The following is a 19,875-nucleotide window of genomic DNA, read 5'->3' on the forward strand; positions in this document are numbered from 1 at the left end:
CATGTGTCAGGATCTGGCCATGCATCGCATCGCCGTACTCGCCCTCGAAGGCGTCCCCCCGTTCGAGCTGGGGATCCCTTCCCGGGTCTTCGGAAACGCCCTGGACGAGGCCGGCCGGCCGCTCTACGAGCTGACCGTCTGCACCGCCGACGGCCGGCCCGTGACCAGCGACGCGGGCTTCACCGTCGGCGTCTCGGCGGGCCCCGAGGCCCTCGCCGCGGCCGACACCGTGATCATCACGCCCACGCACGCCATGGACGAGCTGGCGCAGGGCGCACCCCTGCCGCAGCCGCTGGCCGACGCCCTCGCCGCCATCCGGCCGGGCACCCGGCTGGTCTCCCTCTGCACCGGCTCCTACGTGCTCGCCGCCGCCGGCCTGCTCGACGGCCGCCCCGCCACCACGCACTGGCTGCACGCGCCGGTCTTCCAGCGGGGGTTCCCGCGGGTCCGCCTCGACGAGGAGGTCCTCTTCGTCGACGACGGGGACATCCTCACCTCCGCGGGCGTGGCGGCCGGCGTCGACCTCTGCCTCTACATGATCCGCCAGGACCACGGCACGGCCGTCGCCAACCGCGCGGCACGGCTGTGCGTCGTACCGCCCTGGCGCGACGGCGGACAGGCCCAGTACATCGACCGGCCCGTGCCCGAGCCCACCGTGGCCACCACCACCGCCACCCGGGCCTGGGCCCTGGAGCGCCTCGGCGAGCCGGTCACCCTCGCCGAGCTCGCCGCGCACGCCCGGATGAGCCTGCGCACCTTCACCCGGCGCTTCCGCGACGAGGTCGGCATGACCCCGGTGCAGTGGCTCACGGCCCAACGCCTCGAAGTGGCCCGCCACTTGCTGGAGTCCAGCGACCTGCCGGTCGATCTCGTCGCCCACCGCTCCGGGTTCGGCTCCGCCAACTCCCTGCGCCAGCACATGCGGACGTCCCTCGGGATCTCCCCGATCGCCTACCGCCGCACCTTCCAGCCGCACGCCCCCGCCGACACCCCGGCATGACCTCCGGGGTGACCGCCCCGCCCCGGCCCCTCCGGCAGGATGGGGCCCACGGCCCGGAACGCCGGGCCGGCCGACAGGGGAGAACGCCATGACCGCGTACGCCATCGCCCACATACGGCCCGAGACCATGAACGAGGACATCCTCCGCTACATCGAGGAGATCCAGGCGACCATGGAGCCCTTCGGCGGCCGCTTCCTCGTCCACGGCGCCGAGGTCGAGGTCCTGGAGGGACCCTTCCCCGGCACCGTCGTCATGATCGGCTTCCCGGACGTCGAGCGGGCCCGCGCCTGGTACGCCTCGCCCGCCTACCAGGAGATCATCCCGCTGCGCACCGACCACATCGCCGGCACCGTCGTCCTCGTCGAGGGCGTCCCCGCCGACTACGACGCCGCGCAGACGGCCGCCCGCCTGCGCGCAGCAGCGGGCCTCTGACGGAACCCGCCGTCCCCGCCCCCACGTGGTGGCGGGCCACGGGTCCGGCCACCCCCGGCGCACGGCGGGCCGGAGCCGCCCGGGCCGCCGTACCGCGAGGCAGCCGGAGCCCGACGGGGTGCGAGCATGGGGGTTATGCCTACTCACCTGATCACCGGTGCCGGATCCGGCATCGGCGCCGCCGTCGCGACCCGGCTGCACGCCCGCGGCGACGACCTCGTCCTCCTCGCCCGCGACGCAGCCCGCGGCAAGCAGCTCGTCGAGCGGTACCCCGGCGCGGGGGTCCTCGTCGGCGACCTCGCCGACCCCGACCGGCTCTCGTGGGCCTTCTCCAAGCAGGCCGTCCCCGAGCGGATCGACTCCCTGCTGCACATCGCCGGGATCGTGGACCTCGGACCCGTCGGCGAGCTGCGGCCCAAGACCTGGCACCAGCAGCTCAACGTGAACCTCATCGCCCCGGCCGAGGTCACCCGGCTGCTGCTGCCCACCCTGCGGGCCTCGCACGCCACCGTCGTCTTCGTCAACTCCGGCGCCGGCCTGCACGCCCACGCCGACTGGAGCGTGTACGCCGCCTCCAAGCACGGCCTCAAGGCCCTCGCCGACTCCCTGCGGGAGGAGGAGAAGGCCAACGGGATCCGCGTGACCTCCGTGTACCCGGGCCGCACCGCCAGCCCCATGCAGGCCAAGGTGCACTCCCAGGAGGGCAAGGAGTACGACCCCGCCGCCTGGATCGACCCCGAGTCCGTGGCGACCACCGTCGTCATGGCCGTGGACCTGCCCCGCGACGCCGAGGTCAACGACCTGACGGTGAGGCCCGGCCGATGAGCGGCGCCACCGGCATCGGCTCGCTGCCCGGCGGGGACGCCCGCGAGGCGGCCAAGACCGTGACGGGGTCCTTCGAGGAGTTCCCGTACCTCGCCGAGCTGCCCGCCCGCGGGCCCGGCGCGGACATGATCGGGCGCTCCCTCGGCCTGCTCGTCGAGATGTACGCGCACGTCGAGCCCAGCGGCTGGCGGATCAGCGACCGGCCCGGACGGGACACCCGCAGGGCCCGTTCCTGGCTCGGCGAGGACCTCGACGCCCTGGAGGAGTTCACCCAGGGCTACACCGGCCGCCTCAAGGTCCAGGCCGTCGGGCCCTGGACGCTCGCCGCCGCCCTGGAGCTGCACGGCGGGGAGGCGGTGCTCCAGGACCCCGGAGCCTGCCGCGACCTGGCCGGATCGCTCGCCGAGGGCCTGCGCGGCCACCTGGCCGACGTCCGCAAGCGGATCCCGGGCGCCGAGATCGTGCTCCAGTTCGACGAGCCGTCCCTGACCTCCGTCCTGCTGGGCCGCGTCCGGTCCGCGAGCGGCTACCGCACCTACCGCGCCGTGGACCGGCAGGTGGTGGAGGGCACCCTCCGCGAGCTCTTCGCCGTCCACGACGGGGAGGTCGTCGTCCACTCCTGCGCCCCCGAGGTCCCCTTCGGGCTGCTGCGGCGGGCCGGGGCGACGGGCGTGTCGTTCGATTTCTCCTTGCTCACCGAGCGCGAGGACGACGCCCTGGGCGAGGCGGTCGAAGGCGGCACGAAACTCTTCGCCGGAGTGGTGCCCGGCACCGACGGCCCGTTGTCGGACCCTGCCGGTAGCGTCATGGGTGTCAGGAAGCTCTGGCGCAGGCTGGGGCTGGCCCCGGGGACTCTCGCGGAGTCCGTCGTGGTCACCCCGTCGTGCGGTCTGGCGGGTGCCTCGCCCGCCTACGCCCGCGCGGTGCAGGCGCACTGCGTCAGGGCGGCGAGGTCGCTCGCCGACAACCCTGAGTGACGGTCGAGACGGGCCACGGGAGGACACGGCATGGCAGCCGAACAGCAGGACACGGCAGTACCGACGGCAGTGCGTGAGCAGCACGCACTGCTGGCCGAACAGGTCGAGGAGCACCGCTTCCGGTACTACGTGAACGACCAGCCGGTCGTCAGCGACGCCGAGTTCGACACGCTGCTGCGCTCGCTGGAGGCGCTGGAGGAGCAGTACCCGGAGCTGCGCACGCCCGAATCGCCCACCCAGAAGGTGGCCGGGGCGTACCAGACGGACTTCGCCTCCGTCGAGCACCGGGAGCGCATGCTCTCCCTCGACAACGCCTTCGACGACGAGGAACTGGCCGCCTGGGCCGAGCGGGTGGCCCGCGACGTCAACACCTCGGACTACCACTACCTGTGCGAGCTGAAGGTCGACGGCCTCGCCGTGAACCTCACCTACGAGAACGGCCGCCTCACCCGCGCCGCGACCCGCGGCGACGGCCGCACCGGCGAGGACATCACGCCCAACGTCCGCACCATCGCGGAGATCCCGGACCGGCTCAAGGGGGACAGGATCCCGGCCCTGGTCGAGATCCGCGGCGAGGTCTTCTTCCCGATGGAGAAGTTCGAGGAGCTCAACGCCCGGCTGGTGGAGGCGGAGGGCAAGCCCTTCGCCAATCCGCGCAACGCGGCGGCCGGTTCGCTGCGCCAGAAGGACCCCAAGGTCACCGCCGGCCGGCCGCTGCACATGGTCGTGCACGGCATCGGCGCGCGCGAGGGCTTCGAGATCGAGCGCCAGTCGCAGGCGTACGAGCTGCTGCGCGAGTGGGGCCTGCCCACCGCCCGGCACAACGCGGTGGTGTCCACCCTCGCGGAGGTCCGCGGGTTCATCGAGCGCTTCGGCGTCCAGCGGCACTCGGTGGAGCACGAGATCGACGGCGTGGTCGTCAAGCTCGACGAGATCGCCCTCCAGGGCCGCCTCGGCTCCACCGCGCGCGCCCCGCGCTGGGCGATCGCCTGGAAGTACGCCCCCGAAGAGGTCAACAGCAAGCTGATCGACATCAAGGTCGGCGTCGGCCGCACCGGCCGCGTGACCCCGTTCGCGCAGGTGGAGCCGGTCCGCGTGGCCGGCTCCGAGGTGGAGTTCGCGACCCTGCACAACCAGGAGGTCGTCAAGGCCAAGGGCGTGCTCATCGGGGACACCGTCGTGCTGCGCAAGGCCGGGGACGTCATCCCCGAGATCCTGGGGCCGGTCGTGGACCTGCGGGACGGCAGCGAGCGGGAGTTCGTGATGCCCACCGCCTGCCCCGCGTGCGGGACGGAGCTGCGGCCGATGAAGGAGGGGGACATCGACGTCCGGTGCCCCAACGCGCAGACCTGCCCCGCCCAGCTGCGCGAGCGGCTGTTCTACCTCGGCGGCCGGCAGAGCCTGGACATCGAGAACTTCGGCATGGTGGCGGCCGCCGCACTGACCGCGCCGCTGGAGCCGGCCGAGCCGCCGCTGCTGGACGAGGGGGACCTCTTCGGACTGACCATCGAGCAGCTGCTGCCCATCAAGGCGTACGTCCTGGACCAGGACAGCGGGCTGCCCAAGCGCGACCCGAAGACCGGCGAGGAGAAGATCGTCACGGTTTTCGCCAACCAGAAGGGCGAGCCGAAGAAGAACGCCCTGGCGATGCTGGAGAACATCGCGGCCGCGAAGGAGCGCCCGCTCGCCCGCGTCATCAACGGCCTGTCGATCCGTCATGTGGGGCCCGTCGCCGCGGAGGCGCTGGCGCGCGAGTTCCGGTCGATCGCGCGCATCCAGCAGGCCACCGAGGAGGAGCTGACGGCCACCGACGGGGTGGGCGCGATCATCGCCGCCTCCCTCAAGGAGTGGTTCGCCGTCGACTGGCACCAGGAGATCCTGCGCAAGTGGCGGGAGGCCGGCGTCCGGATGGAGGAGGAAGGTTCCGCCGAGGAGCAGGGGCCGCGGCCGCTGGCCGGGCTGACCGTCGTCGTCACCGGCACCCTGCAGAGCCACACCCGGGACGGGGCCAAGGAGGCCCTGCAGAGCCGTGGCGCCAAGGTCACCGGCTCCGTGTCGAAGAAGACCTCGTTCGTCGTCGTGGGCGACAACCCGGGCTCGAAGTACGACAAGGCGGTGCAGCTGAAGCTCGCCGTCCTCGACGACGCCGGCTTCGCCGTGCTGCTCGAACAGGGACCGGACGCGGCGCGCGAGGTCGCGCTCCCGGTGGACGGCGACGCCGGAGCGCAGTAGTACCCCACAAGGGGGCCGTCCCCAAGGAGCAGCGCGGCCGAACGGATGCGTGGCGTGCGGCCGTCCGGGCGGGCGCACGCCAGGCGCGATGGCCGGTGGTAAACGGCTGGTACAAGCCTGGTCGCAGGGCGGTGACCTGTCGGATCATCGGAAGGGTGACAGGGGGGCCCGCGTCCGAACTCACCTGTTCGGCGGATACCGTACTGATGAGGATGGCTGGGTCGTATTCGGGCAACCGCCGCCGACCGCTGCCCCTGGGAGCCTCTCGCGTCCTACTGTTGAGGGGTGCGCCCGTCGTGCACGGCTGCGGGGTGCGATTCCAGCCGTGATGGCATGACACCGGGGCCATCGCGTGACATCGGCATCGCCGGCTCTGAGAGGGACGGGCATGAAACCCACCGAAAGCGCCGACCCGCCACCTGAGTTCGGCGGGGACCTCCCGTCCCTGCGGGCGGGCCGGTTCGACTTCCTGGGTGCCAGGACGCCGGAGACGCGCCCGCTCGACACCTGCGCGGGCGGGCCGAAGCGGCCCACCGCGCTGCCCGTCGCCGTCGTGGGCCTCTCCGTCCTGGTGCTCGCGGGCGGCATCGTGTCCGCACTGACCAGCCATCAGGCCCTGTTCCCCGGGGGCGCGGTGGGCTGGGCCCTGGCCCTCCTCACCGGGGTCATCGTCGGCCACCTGGTCGCGCTCGGCCGCGACCGCTGGTGGGGCGGCACCGGATCGGGTGCGGCCCTCACCCTCGGCGTCCTGCTCCTCTACGGGTGGGTGCCGGCGGGACTCGTCTCGCTGGCGGTGGTCTCCCTGGTCGGGGCCGCACGCCGGCACCGCTGGCGGCAAGGGCTGCTGCACGGCTCCGTCGACATCCTCGGCATCGGCGCGGGGGCCCTCGTCCTCGCCGCCTTCGGCGAGTCGCCGACCGTGGAGCAGCCGTGGGCGCCCACCACCTGGGGGCTGGAGGCCGCCCCCGAGATCGTCCTGGTGGCCGTCGCCTACCTCCTCGTGACGCGGGCCCTGCTGTGGCTGGCGCTCTCCCCGCGGGCCGGAGGCCTGCCCACCGCCGCCCGTACGGCCCTGCTCCGCCAGGCCCTGGTGGCCGTCGCCCTGCTCGGCATCGCCCCACTGATCTGCGTGGTCGCCGTGACGCAGCCGGTGCTGCTGCCGCTGTTCGCCGTACCGCTGATCGCGCTGGACTCCACCCTGTGGATCGCCCGCGCCCGCGCCGAGGAGCAGCTGCGGGATCCGCTGACCGGGCTGCCGAACCGGCAGTGGCTGCTGGAGCGGGCCTGGAGCGCGCTGGACGAGGCTGAACGTTCGGGCACCCGGTCGGCTCTCGTGCTGATCGACCTGGACCGGTTCCGGGCGGTCAACGACACCCTCGGCCACCTCGCGGGCGACCGGCTGCTCCTCCAGATCGCCGACCGGCTGCGCCAGGCCCTGCCCGAGGACGCGGAGGCGGCCCGGCTCGGCGGAGACGAGTTCGCCGTCCTGCTCCCCGTCGCCGACTCCACCACCAGCGCCCAGCGGGTCGCCCGCCACCTGGTCGCCGAACTCAGCTCCCCCCTGGACCTGGACGGCCTCACCCTCGTCCTGGAGGCCAGCGCGGGCCTGGCCGTCTTCCCCGACCACGCCCTCGACGCCGAGGGGCTGCTGCGCCGGGCCGACGTGGCGATGTACCAGGCGAAGCGCGACCGCACGGGCGTCGAGGTGTACGAGTCCAAGCGGGACAGCAACACCCCCGACCGGCTCGGCCTCCTCGGCGACCTCCGCCGGGCCCTGGACGCCGGGGAAGTGGAACTCCACTACCAGCCGAAGGTCCGCTTCGACGGACAGGTGGCCGGCTTGGAAGCACTGGTCCGCTGGGTGCATCCGGAACGCGGCCGGGTGTCGCCCGACGAGTTCATCGCGATCGCCGAGACCTCCGGACTGATGCCGCACCTGACGGAGTACGTCCTGGAGACGGCCCTCGCCCAGGTGGCCCGCTGGCGCGCCCAGGGCCTGAAGGTCCCGGTCGCCGTCAACGTGTCGCCGCGCGACGTCCACACCCCGGGCTTCGCGGGGGCGGTGGCCGCGCGGCTGGCCCGGCACGGGGTCCCGGCGAGCGGGCTCCAGCTGGAGATAACGGAACACGTACTCCTGGAGGACCCCCAGCGGGCGGCGGACACCATGGCCGGGCTCACCGGCCACGGCGTGAAGATGTCCCTGGACGACTTCGGCACGGGCTACTCCTCGCTCGTCCACCTGCGCCGCCTGCCGGTCAGCGAGCTGAAGATCGACCGGTCCTTCGTGGGGCGGCTGGCCGTCGACGCGCAGGACGCGGAGATCGTCCGCTGCACGGTGGACCTGGCGCATTCGCTGGGCCTGCTGGTCGTGGCGGAGGGCGTCGAGGACGACGAGACGTGGGAACGGCTGCGGGACCTGGGCTGCGACGCGGTGCAGGGGTGGCTGGTCGCCGCCGCGATGCCGCCGCAGGAGGCCACGGCCTGGCTGCTGGCCCGCGGCGAGCGCGGCTGGCGCCGCCCGGCGGACATCTCGGCCGAGCTGGCCGCCGCCGAGGCCGACGCCGGCTGACAACGCGGGGTGTGCAGGCGCGGCGCCGCTGCCGGGGCGCGGGGGCTCCGCGCAGGGGGTCCGCGTCACCCCCGTACGGGCGTCCGCGCGGCGGCCCCGGCAAACGGTTTCGTGGTGAGCGGGCCCCGCCCCATAGGATTGGCCCCGAAACCCATACACGCTCACCACCCCCAGAGGATCGCTGCATGCCTGGCATCACGCGCGAGGAGGTCGCCCACCTCGCTCGGCTGGCACGTCTGGAGCTCAAGGCCGAAGAGCTGGACCACTTCGCCGGACAGCTCGACGACATCATCGGCGCGGTCGCCCGCGTTTCCGAGGTCGCCGACCAAGACGTCCCGCCGACCTCCCACCCGCTGCCGCTGACGAACGTCATGCGCGCGGACGAGGTCCGTCCCTCGCTCACCCCCGAGCAGGCGCTCTCCGGCGCTCCCGCCCAGGAGCAGCAGCGTTTCAAGGTGCCGCAGATCCTGGGGGAGGACTAACAACATGACCGAGATCATCAAGCTCACGGCCGCCCAGACCGCCGAGAAGATCGCCTCCGGCGAACTCACGGCCGTCGAGGTCACCGAGGCCCACCTGGCCCGCATCGACGCGACCGACGAGAAGGTCCACGCCTTCCTGCACGTCGACCGCGACGGCGCGCTCGCCCAGGCCCGTGCCGTCGACGCCAAGCGCGCGGCCGGCGAGAAGCTCGGCCCGCTGGCCGGCGTGCCCCTCGCCCTCAAGGACATCTTCACCACCGTCGGGGTCCCGACCACCGTCGGTTCGAAGATCCTCGAAGGCTGGATCCCGCCCTACGACGCCACCCTGACGCGCAAGCTCAAGGAAGCCGACGTCGTCATCCTCGGCAAGACCAACATGGACGAGTTCGCCATGGGGTCCTCCACCGAGAACAGCGCCTACGGGCCCACCGGCAACCCCTGGGACCTCACCCGGATCCCCGGCGGCTCCGGCGGCGGCTCCGCGGCGGCCCTCGCCGCGTACCAGGCGCCCCTCGCCATCGGCACGGACACCGGCGGTTCCATCCGCCAGCCCGCCGCCGTCACCGGCACCGTCGGCGTCAAGCCGACGTACGGCGGCGTCTCCCGCTACGGCATGGTCGCCTTCTCCTCCTCCCTCGACCAGGGCGGGCCCTGCGCCCGTACGGTCCTGGACGCCGCGCTCCTCCACGAGGTCATCGCCGGGCACGACCCGCTCGACTCCACTTCCATCGACGCCCCGGTCCCGCCGGTCGTCGAGGCCGCCCGCAACGGCTCCGTCGCCGGCATGCGCGTCGGTGTGGTCAAGCAGTTCGCCGGCGAGGGCTACCAGGCCGGCGTCGTCCAGCGCTTCAACGAGTCGGTGGAGCTCCTCAAGGAGCTCGGCGCCGAGATCGTCGAGCTGGACTGCCCGTCCTTCGACCTCGCGATGGCCGCGTACTACCTGATCGCGCCGTCCGAGTGTTCCTCCAACCTGGCCCGTTTCGACGCCATGCGCTACGGCCTGCGCGTCGGAGACGACGGCACCAGGTCCGCCGAGGACGTCACCGCCCTGACCCGCGAAGCCGGTTTCGGCGACGAGGTCAAGCGCCGCGTCATCCTCGGCACGTACGCGCTCAGCTCCGGCTACTACGACGCGTACTACGGCTCCGCCCAGAAGGTCCGCACGCTCATCAGCAAGGACTTCGAGAAGTCCTTCGAGCAGGTCGACGTGATCGTCTCCCCGACGACCCCGACCACCGCCTTCCCCATCGGCGAGCGCACCGACGACCCCCTCGCGATGTACCTCGCGGACCTGTGCACCATCCCGACCAACCTGGCCGGCAACTCCGCCATGTCGCTGCCCTGCGGCCTGGCACCGGAGGACGGTCTCCCGGTCGGGCTCCAGATCATCGCCCCGGCGATGAAGGACGACCGCCTGTACAAGGTCGGTGCCGCCGTCGAGGCAGCCTTCGTCGCACGCTGGGGTCACCCGCTGCTTGAGGAGGCACCGTCCCTGTGAGCACCAGTGCACTGTCCAAGGCCAAGGGCTTCAAGAAGTCCAAGACCGGCACCTACCTGTCGATCGGCACCACGGCCTTCGGCGCCCTGAGCGTGATCAAGCAGGTCAAGAAGGCCCGCACCGAGAACGACATGCTGAAGCTGGTCGACGCCGCCGTGTCCGCCGCCGCCATCGTCACCGGCCTCGCGATCCTGTACCGCGAGCTGAAGCGCCTGGGCGACGACGACGTCCTGCTGGGCTGAGAGGGAAAGTTTCACCGTGACCACCTTCACCGAACTGCTGTCGTACGAGGACGCTCTCGCCTCGTTCGACCCCGTCATGGGCCTGGAGGTCCATGTCGAGCTCGGCACCAGGACCAAGATGTTCTGCGGCTGCTCGACCGAGCTGGGCGCCGACCCCAACTCGCAGACCTGCCCGGTCTGCCTGGGCCTGCCCGGAGCGCTCCCGGTCGTCAACGCGATCGGCATCGAGTCGGCCATCAAGATCGGTCTCGCGCTGAACTGCGAGATCGCCGAGTGGTGCCGCTTCGCCCGGAAGAACTACTTCTATCCGGACATGCCGAAGAACTTCCAGACCTCCCAGTACGACGAGCCCATTGCCTTCAACGGCTTCCTGGACGTCCAGCTGGAGGACGGCGAGATCTTCCGCGTGGAGATCGAGCGCGCCCACATGGAGGAGGACACCGGCAAGTCGCTGCACGTCGGCGGCGCCACCGGCCGCATCCACGGCGCGTCCCACTCCCTGCTGGACTACAACCGCGCCGGCATCCCGCTCATCGAGATCGTCACCAAGCCCATCGAGGGCGCGGGCGTACGGGCCCCCGAGGTCGCCAAGGCGTACGTCGCCGAGCTGCGCGAGGTCATCAAGGCGCTCGGCGTCTCCGAGGCCCGCATGGACAAGGGCCAGATGCGCTGCGACGTGAACCTGTCGCTGCGCCCGGGCCCCGAGGCGCCCTTCGGCACCCGCTCGGAGACCAAGAACGTCAACTCCCTGCGTTCCGTCGAGCGGGCAGCCCGTTTCGAGATCCAGCGCCACGCGGCGGTGCTCTCGTCCGGCGGCTCGATCGTGCAGGAGACCCGGCACTTCCACGAGGAGGACGGCTCCACCACGGCCGGCCGCATCAAGGACAACGCCGAGGACTACCGGTACTTCCCGGAGCCCGACCTGGTCCCCGTCGCCCCGGCCCGTACGTGGGTCGAGGAGCTGCGCGCCGGTCTGCCCGAGATGCCGCGGGTGCGCCGCAACCGTCTCCGCGAGGAGTGGGGCGTCACCGAGCACGACATGCAGTCGATCCTCAACGCGGGCGCGGTGGACTCCATCGTCGCCACGATCGAGGCGGGCGCCGACCCGGCCGCCGCGCGCAAGTGGTGGATGGGCGAGCTGGCCCGCAACGCCAACGAGCAGGGCGTCGTGGTCGACGAGCTGCCGATCACCCCGGCGCAGGTGGCCCGGGTCGCGGCGCTGGTCGCCGCGGGCGAGCTGAACGACAAGCTGGCCCGCCAGGTCCTCGAAGGCGTCCTCGCCGGCGAGGGCTCCCCGGACGAGGTCGTCGAGAAGCGCGGCCTGAAGGTCGTCTCGGACGAGGGCGCGCTCGGCGCGGCCGTGGACGAGGCCATCGCGGGCAACGCCGCCATCGCGGACAAGATCCGCGGCGGCAAGGTCGCCGCCGTCGGCGCCCTGGTCGGCGCGGTCATGAAGACCACCCGCGGCCAGGCCGACGCGGCCCGCGTCAAGGAGCTCATCCTGGAGCGCCTGGGCGTCTCCGAGGGCTGATCCCTCCGGACCGTTCGTACGAGGGGCCGTGCCCGGGGAGATCCGGGCACGGCCCCTCGTCCGTGCGGCTGCTGCTTCGGCGTCGGTGCGGCGAGGAAGAGGCTGCGGCGGGAAGGCCCCTTGCCGAAGGATGACGAGACGCGGAGCCGCGCCGGGATCAGGCGCCGTCCTCGCTGAGGAGGCTCCAGTCGGTGACGACGGGGACGAGCGCGCAGCGCGCCCACAGCGGCAGCTGGTCGCGGTGGTGGGGGGAGCCGGGTACCCCGTCCGCGCCCAGCGGGACCGCCCACAGGCTGTCCTCGCGGCGGGCCAGGTCCCACACGTAGCGGGCGGCCGGCGCGCGGGTGCTGCGATCGGTGACGCCGGGCACGGAGGCGGACGCGTTCACGCAGTCGTGGTCGCCGCCGAGGCCGGGCCATCCGTCGTCCGGTTCGGGGAGCGCCGACACCGGGGCGAGGCGGTGGACCTCGGACCAGGGCCGGTCCGGGCCGCCGGCCGCGGCGGTCTCCTCCAGGGCGGCGCGCACGTGGGCCGTGCGGTCCAGGCCGGGGAGCAGGCCGCAGGAGAGCAGGCCTTCGAGGGCGCGGCCGATCCGGGGGACCAGTTCCAGCCACGGACGGAACACCTCCGGACCGGTGGGGGCGGCTGCCAGTTCCGCGAAGACGGGGTCGCCGGCCAGGCGGCGTACGGTCGCGGCCCGGAAGGCCGCGAAGAGGGTGGCGTCGGTGCTGTCGGCGGCCATGTGCCGGTCCCAGGCCAGCAGCCGGGTCCGCAGGGCCCCGGCCGCGGGGGACAGGCCCGCGAAGCCGGGCAGCAGGTCCAGCAAGGGCGCCGCCGAAGCGAGGTAGGTGTCCCCGTGGACCTCGGCCATCGCCCCGGGGGACCAGTCCGCCGAGCCGCTCAGCAGCTCGCGGATGCGGTGGGCGCGGTGCGGGGCCGCGAACTCCACGCCCAGCGGGGAGGCGATCCCCCGCCCGTTCGCCATGACGGCGAACCCCTGGACCGGCTCGGCCGGGGTCGGCGCCCAGCCCTGCCAGGCGTGCGCCGGGTCCCAGGCGGGCACCGGGCGCAGCCGGTTGGTGCGGTGACGCAGCGGCACGGCGCCCGCGACGCGGTGCAGCAGGCCGCCCGCGGAGTCTGCGGCGTGGACGACGTTGACCGGCTCGGCCCAGCCGTCGAGCGCCCGGTCGATGTCGGCGACGGTGCGGGCTCGCAGGAGGGCGGGGAGCGCGGCGAAGCCGAGGTCCCGGCGGACGCGGGGCGGGTAGCGCAGGGCGAGGGCCTGCCCGGTGGCGACCTCGCCGGGGGCGGCGGTGCCGGGGCCGCCGGGGGCGGGGGTGCCGGAGCCGGGGGCGGTGGGCCGGTCGGCTATCACCGGGCCGCGGGCCGTTTCGAGGACCTCGACCTCGACGTCCTCGCCGCCGGCCACGCCGATCGTCTCGGTGTGGCGGGAGACGGCTTCCCAGACCCCGCCCGGGCCCAGCGCCTCGACCACCGGGCCCGATCCGGCGGCGACGCGGCGCAACTGCTCGACGTACAGGTCCTGGTAATCGGCCATCGCGTTCGTGATGGCCCAGGCGGCGGTGCCCGTGTGCCCGAAGTGCGCGATCCCGGGCACGCCGGGGACGGCCAGGCCGATCACGTCGTACTCCGGACAGGCGAGCCGTATCTGCTGGTAGACCCCCGGGTCCTGGACGGACCGGTGCGGGTCGCCCGCGATGATCGCCGAGCCGGTCGCGGTGCGGTCGCCCGGCAGCAGCCAGCCGTTGCTGCCGGCGGTGCCCGGACCGTCGGCGGCGAAGAGGGCGGCGGCGTCGTCCCCGAGGGCGCGGGCCGCGCGCTCGCGCCACAGCTTGGAGGCGAAGCCGGCGAAGAGGATGTGGGTGGCGGTCCAGACGGCGAGCGGGACCCACGGCTCCCAGGCGGTGGGAGCGAGCCCGGTGCGGGCGAACCGGGGATCGCGGGCGGCGCCCGGAGCGAGCCCGTCGTTGACCCCGGCCACGTACGAGCGGACCCAGACGGCCGTGTCCGGGTCCTCGGCGGCCAGGGTCTCGTAGCAGCGGCGGGCGGTGTCGGCGAGGCGGCACCGGCGGGCGAACCGGTCCCAGGCGACGGAGTCCGGGCCGAGGAACACCGCGCTGGAGCCCTGCGCCCGGTGCCGCTCGACCTCCAGCTGCCAGGCCCGGTCGAGAGCGGTGACCCGGCCCTGGGCGTAGGCGAGCCGCAGACCGTCGGAGGCGCGCAGATGGGGGATGCCCCAGGAGTCCCGGTAGACGGCGTGCTCCCCGGAGGACTCCGGGCCCCCACTGCTCGCACTGCGCACGCTCACACTCTCCCCCAAGCGGCTTGGTAAGGCTTGCCTAACTATAGGGGTCCGCGAGGTGCCGCCTGCCGCCCGCGGGGCTCAGGCGCCGGTCGTGCCGTCGATGGCCTCGCGCAGGAAGTCGGCGTGGCCGTTGTGGCGGGCGTACTCGTGGACGAGGTGGAGCATGAGCAGCCGCAGCGAGGCCTTCTCCTCCCAGCGCGGTACGAACACGGTCACGTCGAGGGACTCGGCGGCGGCCTCGATCCGGCGCGCGTGGGCCACCTCCGCCTCCCAGGCGGCGAACGCCTCGGCACGGCTGGAGCCGGAGGCGTCGTAGGCGGCCTGGAAGTCGTGCGTGTCCGACCACAGGTGCGGAAGGTCCTCGCCGCCCAGGACCCGGCGGAACCAGTGTCTCTCGACCTCCGCCATGTGCCGCACCAGGCCCAGCAGCGTCAGGGTGGACGGGGGCATGGACGCGCGGCGCAGCTGCTCGTCGGTGAGGCCCTCGCACTTCATGGCGAGGGTCGCGCGGTGGAAGTCGAGGTAGGCGCGGAGGGTTTCGCGTTCGTCGCCGGTCATCGGCGGGCTGATGCGTTCCATGCCCTGATCCTGCCGGTCGCCCGCACGGCACGGAAGAGCGCGCCGCCCCCGGCCGGGAACCGACCCCGGCCCAGCCTCCGCCGGGCTCCGCTACGCCGGTGTCCACACGTACGGGACCGTGACGCCCAGGACGCCGAAGCCCAGCCGCTCCAGGATCGGGCGGCTGTCGTCCGAGGCGTCCACCTGGAGGTACGGGATCCCGCGCCCGGCCGCGATGCGGGCGCGATGAGCGACGAGCGCGCGGTAGATGCCCCGGCCGCGCCACTGCGGGACCGTGCCGCCGCCCCACAGGCCCGCGAACGACGCACCCCGCGGCATCTCCATCCGGGCCGCGCTCACCGGGGTGTCGCCCGCCATCGCGAGGACGGCCGCGACGGTGTCCGGCGCATGGGTGAGCAGGCTGAGCATCTGTGCGCGGATGTGCGGGCGCTCGGTGCCGAAGGCCGCCGCGTGGACCTCCATCATCAGGTCGACCCCCGCCTCGTCGGTGACCACCCGCAGTGTGATCCCCTCCGGCGGTTCGGCCGGCAGCTCCGCGAGGTCCGCCGCCCGGCCCACCAGCAGCGTCTCGGCCGGCTCCGGCACGAGACCGGCCGCCCGCAGCCGCTGCCCGAGGTCCGCCGGGCGGTCGTGGCCGTACAGCTTCCACTCGAACCCGGACGGTTCCCCGCCGCCGGCGAAGTACGCCACCTGCGCCGCGATCTCCGCGTCCGCCGTCCCCTCGTCGAGGTCCGACCACAGCACGCCGTTCCAGCCGGGCCCGGGCGAGGTCTGCCGCACCACCGCGCCCACCCGCTCCACGCGTGCCCGCGCCGCGTCCGGCTGCGCACCTCGGCGCATCTCGTCGTCGTACCGGGCCCGTACCTTCGACAGTTCATCCGCACGCATGGTCATCGGGCCAGCTGACCAGTGTCGGGGCCGTCCGGGCAACTGCATTAGCCTCACCCCGTGAACGACGACTCCACCATCTACACCGGCAAGGCCACCCCCGACGCCGCCGCCGACCGCGGCTGGCTCCTCGGCCACTTCAAGGACCCCGCCGATCCGCGGCACAGCGAGGACGTGGAGGTCAAATGGGGGGTGCACCCGAAGGGCGACGAGCGGGAGCGCTGGGCGACGGGGGAGAAGCGCACCGCGCTGCTCGTACTCATCAGCGGCCGCTTCCGCCTGGAGTTCCCGGAGCGGACCGTCGTCCTCGCCGAACAGGGGGACTACGTCCTCTGGGGCCGCGGGGTCGACCACTCCTGGTACGCGGAGGAGGACGCGGTGGTCCTCACCGTCCGCTGGCCCTCGATCCCGGGCTACCGGGCCGACGGGCCCGACCGGTCCTGACCGGGTCCCGTACCCGCCCGGCCATTGTGACAATGCACACGAAAAGGACCAACGATCACGAATCGCTGAGATCGTTCGGGTGCAGACCATGGGGGCCGACCCCTCCGGGGCGACCCCCCGGGTCCTCGGCCGAATCTTCACGCGTTCACGTGTTCTTTGAGACGGGCTGTCTCCCGTAAAGATCCGAACCACCAGGGAGCACGTCCGTTGGCAGCACTAGCGCGGTGGTGCATGCGCCACCGTCTCCTCGCCGTCCTCGTCTGGCTGATCGCCTTCGGTGGGACCGCGGCGGCGGCCGGGACCGCCGGAGCGGCGTTCTCCAACGACTACGCCGTCCCCGGCACCGAATCCGGCAAGGCGGGCGACCTCCTGCGGGAGGGCTTCCACGGCCAGGGCGGCGACACCGACACCATCGTGTGGCGGGTCCCGGACGGGCAGGGCCCGGAGGGCGTCCGCAGCCCCGGGGTCGAGCAGCGCATGACCCGGGCCCTCGACGCCGTCGCCGCACTCCCCGGCGTCGGATCCGTCAGCGGCCCCTACGGGGCCGGCCCCGAGAACGCCGCCCGGATCAGCCCCGACGGACGCACCGCCTACGCCGTCGTCACCTTCGACCAGCAGGCCGACGCCGTCCCCAAGGCCCAGGCCCAGGCGGTCGTCGCCGCGGCGAAGAACCCCGCCACGGAATCCGGCGGCCTCCAGGTCGAACTCGGCGGACGCGCCATCGGCCTGACCGAGGCCCCCACCGCCCACCTCGCCGAGGTCATAGGGGTGGCCGTCGCGGCCCTGGTGCTCTTCCTCGCCTTCGGCTCGCTCGCGGCGAGCCTGCTGCCCATCGCCACCGCCCTGGTCAGCGTGGGCACCGCCTACTTCGGCATCACCCTCCTCGGGCACGCCATGCCCGTCGCCGACTTCGCCCCCATGCTCGGCACCCTCGTCGGCCTCGGCGTCGGCATCGACTACGCCCTGTTCATCGTCACGCGCCACCGCAAGGGACTCCTGCGCGGCCTCCCGGTCGAGGAGGCGGCCGAGAGCGCCGTCGCCACCACCGGTCGGGCCGTCGTCTTCGCCGGGGCCACCGTCTGCATCGCCCTGCTCGGCATGCTGGTGCTGCGGCTGAACTTCCTGAACGGCGTCGCGATCGCCGCGTCCGTGACGGTGGTGCTGACGGTCGCCGCCTCGGTCACGCTGCTGCCCGCCCTCCTCTCGTACATCGGCATGCGGGCCCTCTCCCGCCGCGAGCGCCGCAGGCTCGACGCCGAGGGCCCGCGGCCCGAGCGGACCACCGGCTTCGCCGTCCGCTGGTCCGCCTTCGTGGAACGGCACCCCAAGCTCCTCGGCGCCTTCGCCACCGTGGTCATGCTGGTGCTGGCCCTGCCCACGCTCTCGCTGCACCTGGGCACTTCCGACCAGGGCCACAACCCGGCCGCCTCCACCACCAGGAAGGCCTACGACCTGCTGGCGGAGGGCTTCGGGCCCGGCATGAACGGCCCGCTCGCCGTCGCGGCCCGGCTCGACGGGGCCGCCGACCGGCTCGCAGTGGACCGCCTGGCCGAGGAGCTGCGTACGGCCGAGGGCGTCGCCTCCACGGGACCGGTCGTCCTCAACGGCAGCGGCGACACCGCCGTGCTCACCGTCGTCCCGGACTCCGCCCCGCAGTCCAGGGCCACGAGCGACCTCGTCGACCGGCTCCGCGAGGACGTCGTACCGCGCGCCGCGCACGGCACCTCCATGGAGGTGTACGTCGGCGGCGTCACCGCCGGCTACGACGACTTCGCCGAGGTCATCATCGGGAAGCTGCCGCTCTTCGTCGGGGTGGTCATCGCCCTCGGCTGCGTGCTCCTCCTGCTGGCGTTCCGCTCCATCGGCATCCCGCTCAAGGCCGCGGCCATGAACATCGCGGCCGTCGCCTCCTCCTTCGGCGTCGTCGTGGCGGTCTTCCAGTGGGGCTGGGGCAGCGACCTGATGGGCCTCGGCAGTGCCGGACCGATCGAACCCTTCCTGCCCGTGATCATGGTGTCCGTCCTCTTCGGACTGTCCATGGACTACCAGGTCTTCCTCGTCAGCCGGATGTACGAGGAGTGGCTGGAGACCGGCGACAACCAGCGGGCCGTCCGCGTCGGCCTCGCCGAGACCAGCCGGGTCATCAACTCCGCGGCCGTCATCATGATCGCCGTCTTCCTGGCCTTCGTCCTCAGTGGCGACCGGCTCATCGCCATGTTCGGCATCGCGCTGGCCGCCGCCGTCGCCCTCGACGCCTTCGTGCTGCGCACCCTCCTCGTCCCCGCGCTGATGCACCTGCTCGGCGGCGCCAACTGGTGGCTGCCCGGCTGGCTCGACCGGCGGCTGCCGAAGATCAGCATCGAGCCTCCGGAGCGCCGTCCCCGTGCGAAACTTCCGGTGCAGCGGCCCGGCCAGGACCCCGCCACGAGCGAGGACGGCGCCGAGCCCGCCACCAGCTCCCGGTGATCCGGCCATCCGCCGCCAGCGACCGAAGGAAGACCAGCATGTTCTCGATAGCCCTCGCCGACAACGCCGAGATGTTCCCGCTGGAAGCCCGGCACGCGGAGGAGTTCTTCGCGCACATCGAACGCGGACGGGAGTTCATCGGCCAGTACGTCGGCTTCCCGGACCGGTCCCCGGACCTCGAATCCGCCCGGGCCCTGCTGGCCAAGTACGCCGTGAAGGCCGGGGAGGACGGCGCCCGGTTCTTCGGCATCCGGCTCGACGGCACCCTGGTGGGCGGCGTCCTCTTCCCGGCGTTCGAGGCGGAGACCGGCAACTGCGAGATCGGCTGCTGGCTGGAGCCCGCCGCGGCCGGCCGCGGCCTGGTGACGAAGGCCTGCCGCGTCCTGATCGACTACGCCTTCGGCGAGCGCGGCATGCACCGCGTCGAGTGGCACGCCGCCACCGGCAACAAGAAGAGCCTCGCCGTGGCCGAGCGGCTCGGCATGACCCGCGAAGGCGTCATGCGGCAGAACCACCTCCACCGCGGCATCCGGCAGGACACCGAGATCTGGGCGATCCTCGCCCCCGAGTGGTCCGCCTCCCGCGCCTGAGCCCGGCCCGGGCCCCGTCACCGGCGGGGCCCGCGGCGCATCCGGCGCCCGGTTCTCAGGAACCTCTCATACGGGCCGCCTACGGTGCCCCGCATGGACACCACGAAGACCCCCGCCCCCGACGCCCCCGAGGCGGACACCACCCCGGCCGACCTCGTGAAGGGCGAGGACCCCCGGCCCGGCGAGAACGCGAGTGGCACGGGGGCCGCCGCGCACACCGCGGACGGCGCCGGCCTCACGGACGCCACCACGGACGCCACCAGGGACGACGAGGAGTCCGGCGAGGAATTCGACGAGGACCTGGCCGAGGACGAGGAGCAGACCGGCGGGGTCGCCGCCGCGGCCGCCGCGATCGTGGCGGCCGGACTCTCGCTCGTCGCCCTCAGCGGCAGCTGGGCCTCCCGCGTCCTGGCCGAGCGCCAGGGCCTCACGGGCCAGATCCACGGGGACAAGTCCGCCCCGCCCGCGGAGCAGATCGCCGCCCTCTACGGTGACGGCTGGCAGCTCACCTCCCTCGTCAACGGGGTCATGGCCACGGTGGCCCTCCTCATCGCCGCCTTCGTACTGGCCCGCCCCGCCTTCGGCACCCCCGGCCGCACCCTGCCCGTATGGGTCCGCGCCGTCTCCTGGGCCGCGGTGGTGCTCGGCGCCATCGGCGTACTGGTCTTCGGCTTCCTCTACTTCCTCCCCCTCCCGAAGGTCCCCGCCTAGGCACACGACTAAGGACCCGCAGGGATCCGGGGCCCCGGACTAAGGCCCCCTGCCGTCCGGAGATGCGGCATGCTCCCGATGT

17 protein-coding genes are annotated in these 19,875 nt (G+C 73.2%); 14 read left to right on the forward strand and 3 right to left on the reverse strand.

The window, feature by feature from the left end:
* The first annotated feature begins 19 nt into the window (after nucleotides 1-19).
* From ACFWUZ_RS17260 to gatB, 10 genes are all read left to right on the forward strand, one after another.
* On the forward strand, nucleotides 20-1,000 hold the full coding sequence (locus ACFWUZ_RS17260) for a GlxA family transcriptional regulator (protein ID WP_384372919.1): 981 nt from the start codon (nucleotides 20-22) through the stop codon (nucleotides 998-1,000).
* A gap of 88 nt (nucleotides 1,001-1,088) precedes the next feature.
* A complete protein-coding gene (locus ACFWUZ_RS17265; protein ID WP_384372921.1) occupies nucleotides 1,089-1,433 on the forward strand; it encodes a DUF1330 domain-containing protein in 345 nt (114 codons plus the stop codon).
* 135 nt (nucleotides 1,434-1,568) lie between these two features.
* Complete coding sequence (locus tag ACFWUZ_RS17270) at nucleotides 1,569-2,258, forward strand: SDR family oxidoreductase (protein WP_384372923.1); 690 nt, start codon at nucleotides 1,569-1,571, stop codon at nucleotides 2,256-2,258.
* The gene (locus ACFWUZ_RS17275) at nucleotides 2,255-3,235 is read left to right on the forward strand and encodes a methionine synthase (protein WP_384372925.1); all 981 of its coding nucleotides are present in this window, start codon (nucleotides 2,255-2,257) and stop codon (nucleotides 3,233-3,235) included. The genes ACFWUZ_RS17270 and ACFWUZ_RS17275 overlap by 4 nt, the downstream gene beginning before the upstream one ends.
* Before the next feature lie 30 nt (nucleotides 3,236-3,265).
* Nucleotides 3,266-5,467 carry an NAD-dependent DNA ligase LigA gene (gene ligA, locus ACFWUZ_RS17280; protein ID WP_384372927.1) on the forward strand — a complete coding sequence of 734 codons (2,202 nt, stop codon included), beginning with the start codon at nucleotides 3,266-3,268 and terminating at the stop codon, nucleotides 5,465-5,467.
* A gap of 388 nt (nucleotides 5,468-5,855) precedes the next feature.
* Complete coding sequence (locus ACFWUZ_RS17285) at nucleotides 5,856-8,036, forward strand: putative bifunctional diguanylate cyclase/phosphodiesterase (protein WP_384372929.1); 2,181 nt, start codon at nucleotides 5,856-5,858, stop codon at nucleotides 8,034-8,036.
* A gap of 185 nt (nucleotides 8,037-8,221) precedes the next feature.
* Nucleotides 8,222-8,518 carry an Asp-tRNA(Asn)/Glu-tRNA(Gln) amidotransferase subunit GatC gene (gene gatC / locus ACFWUZ_RS17290; RefSeq protein ID WP_010984178.1) on the forward strand — a complete coding sequence of 99 codons (297 nt, stop codon included), beginning with the start codon at nucleotides 8,222-8,224 and terminating at the stop codon, nucleotides 8,516-8,518.
* A gap of 4 nt (nucleotides 8,519-8,522) precedes the next feature.
* Nucleotides 8,523-10,016: an Asp-tRNA(Asn)/Glu-tRNA(Gln) amidotransferase subunit GatA gene (gatA, locus tag ACFWUZ_RS17295; RefSeq protein WP_384372931.1), complete on the forward strand. Its 1,494-nt coding sequence runs from the start codon at nucleotides 8,523-8,525 to the stop codon at nucleotides 10,014-10,016.
* A complete protein-coding gene (locus tag ACFWUZ_RS17300) occupies nucleotides 10,013-10,258 on the forward strand; it encodes a hypothetical protein (protein ID WP_384372933.1) in 246 nt (81 codons plus the stop codon). Before gatA ends, ACFWUZ_RS17300 begins: the two co-directional genes overlap by 4 nt.
* A gap of 16 nt (nucleotides 10,259-10,274) precedes the next feature.
* Entirely contained in the window at nucleotides 10,275-11,789 is a 1,515-nt protein-coding gene (gene gatB, locus ACFWUZ_RS17305) for an Asp-tRNA(Asn)/Glu-tRNA(Gln) amidotransferase subunit GatB (protein WP_384372935.1), read from the forward strand.
* A gap of 157 nt (nucleotides 11,790-11,946) precedes the next feature.
* Here gatB and ACFWUZ_RS17310 read toward each other — a convergent pair whose 3' ends face one another.
* The 3 genes from ACFWUZ_RS17310 to ACFWUZ_RS17320 form a co-directional block, all read right to left on the reverse strand.
* Nucleotides 11,947-14,112 carry a penicillin acylase family protein gene (locus ACFWUZ_RS17310; RefSeq protein WP_384372937.1) on the reverse strand — a complete coding sequence of 722 codons (2,166 nt, stop codon included), beginning with the start codon at nucleotides 14,110-14,112 and terminating at the stop codon, nucleotides 11,947-11,949.
* A gap of 81 nt (nucleotides 14,113-14,193) precedes the next feature.
* Nucleotides 14,194-14,694, reverse strand: a complete 501-nt coding sequence (locus ACFWUZ_RS17315) for a DinB family protein (RefSeq protein ID WP_384372939.1) — start codon at nucleotides 14,692-14,694, stop codon at nucleotides 14,194-14,196.
* A 90-nt stretch (nucleotides 14,695-14,784) separates the two neighbouring features.
* A complete protein-coding gene (locus ACFWUZ_RS17320; RefSeq protein ID WP_384373002.1) occupies nucleotides 14,785-15,582 on the reverse strand; it encodes a GNAT family N-acetyltransferase in 798 nt (265 codons plus the stop codon).
* A 60-nt stretch (nucleotides 15,583-15,642) separates the two neighbouring features.
* Between ACFWUZ_RS17320 and ACFWUZ_RS17325 the strand changes: the two genes are divergently transcribed.
* The 4 genes from ACFWUZ_RS17325 to ACFWUZ_RS17340 all read left to right on the forward strand — a co-directional run bounded on the left by ACFWUZ_RS17325 (nucleotide 15,643) and on the right by ACFWUZ_RS17340 (nucleotide 19,793).
* Complete coding sequence (locus ACFWUZ_RS17325; protein ID WP_384372941.1) at nucleotides 15,643-16,026, forward strand: signal peptidase I; 384 nt, start codon at nucleotides 15,643-15,645, stop codon at nucleotides 16,024-16,026.
* A 207-nt stretch (nucleotides 16,027-16,233) separates the two neighbouring features.
* The gene (locus tag ACFWUZ_RS17330) at nucleotides 16,234-18,492 is read left to right on the forward strand and encodes an MMPL family transporter (protein WP_384372943.1); all 2,259 of its coding nucleotides are present in this window, start codon (nucleotides 16,234-16,236) and stop codon (nucleotides 18,490-18,492) included.
* 38 nt (nucleotides 18,493-18,530) lie between these two features.
* Nucleotides 18,531-19,082: a GNAT family N-acetyltransferase gene (locus ACFWUZ_RS17335; RefSeq protein ID WP_384372945.1), complete on the forward strand. Its 552-nt coding sequence runs from the start codon at nucleotides 18,531-18,533 to the stop codon at nucleotides 19,080-19,082.
* A gap of 93 nt (nucleotides 19,083-19,175) precedes the next feature.
* Nucleotides 19,176-19,793, forward strand: a complete 618-nt coding sequence (locus ACFWUZ_RS17340; protein WP_384372947.1) for a hypothetical protein — start codon at nucleotides 19,176-19,178, stop codon at nucleotides 19,791-19,793.
* Nucleotides 19,794-19,875 lie beyond the last annotated feature (82 nt).

The sequence above is a fragment of the Streptomyces sp. NPDC058646 genome, from assembly GCF_042716875.1.
Classification (GTDB): Bacteria; Actinomycetota; Actinomycetes; order Streptomycetales; family Streptomycetaceae; genus Streptomyces.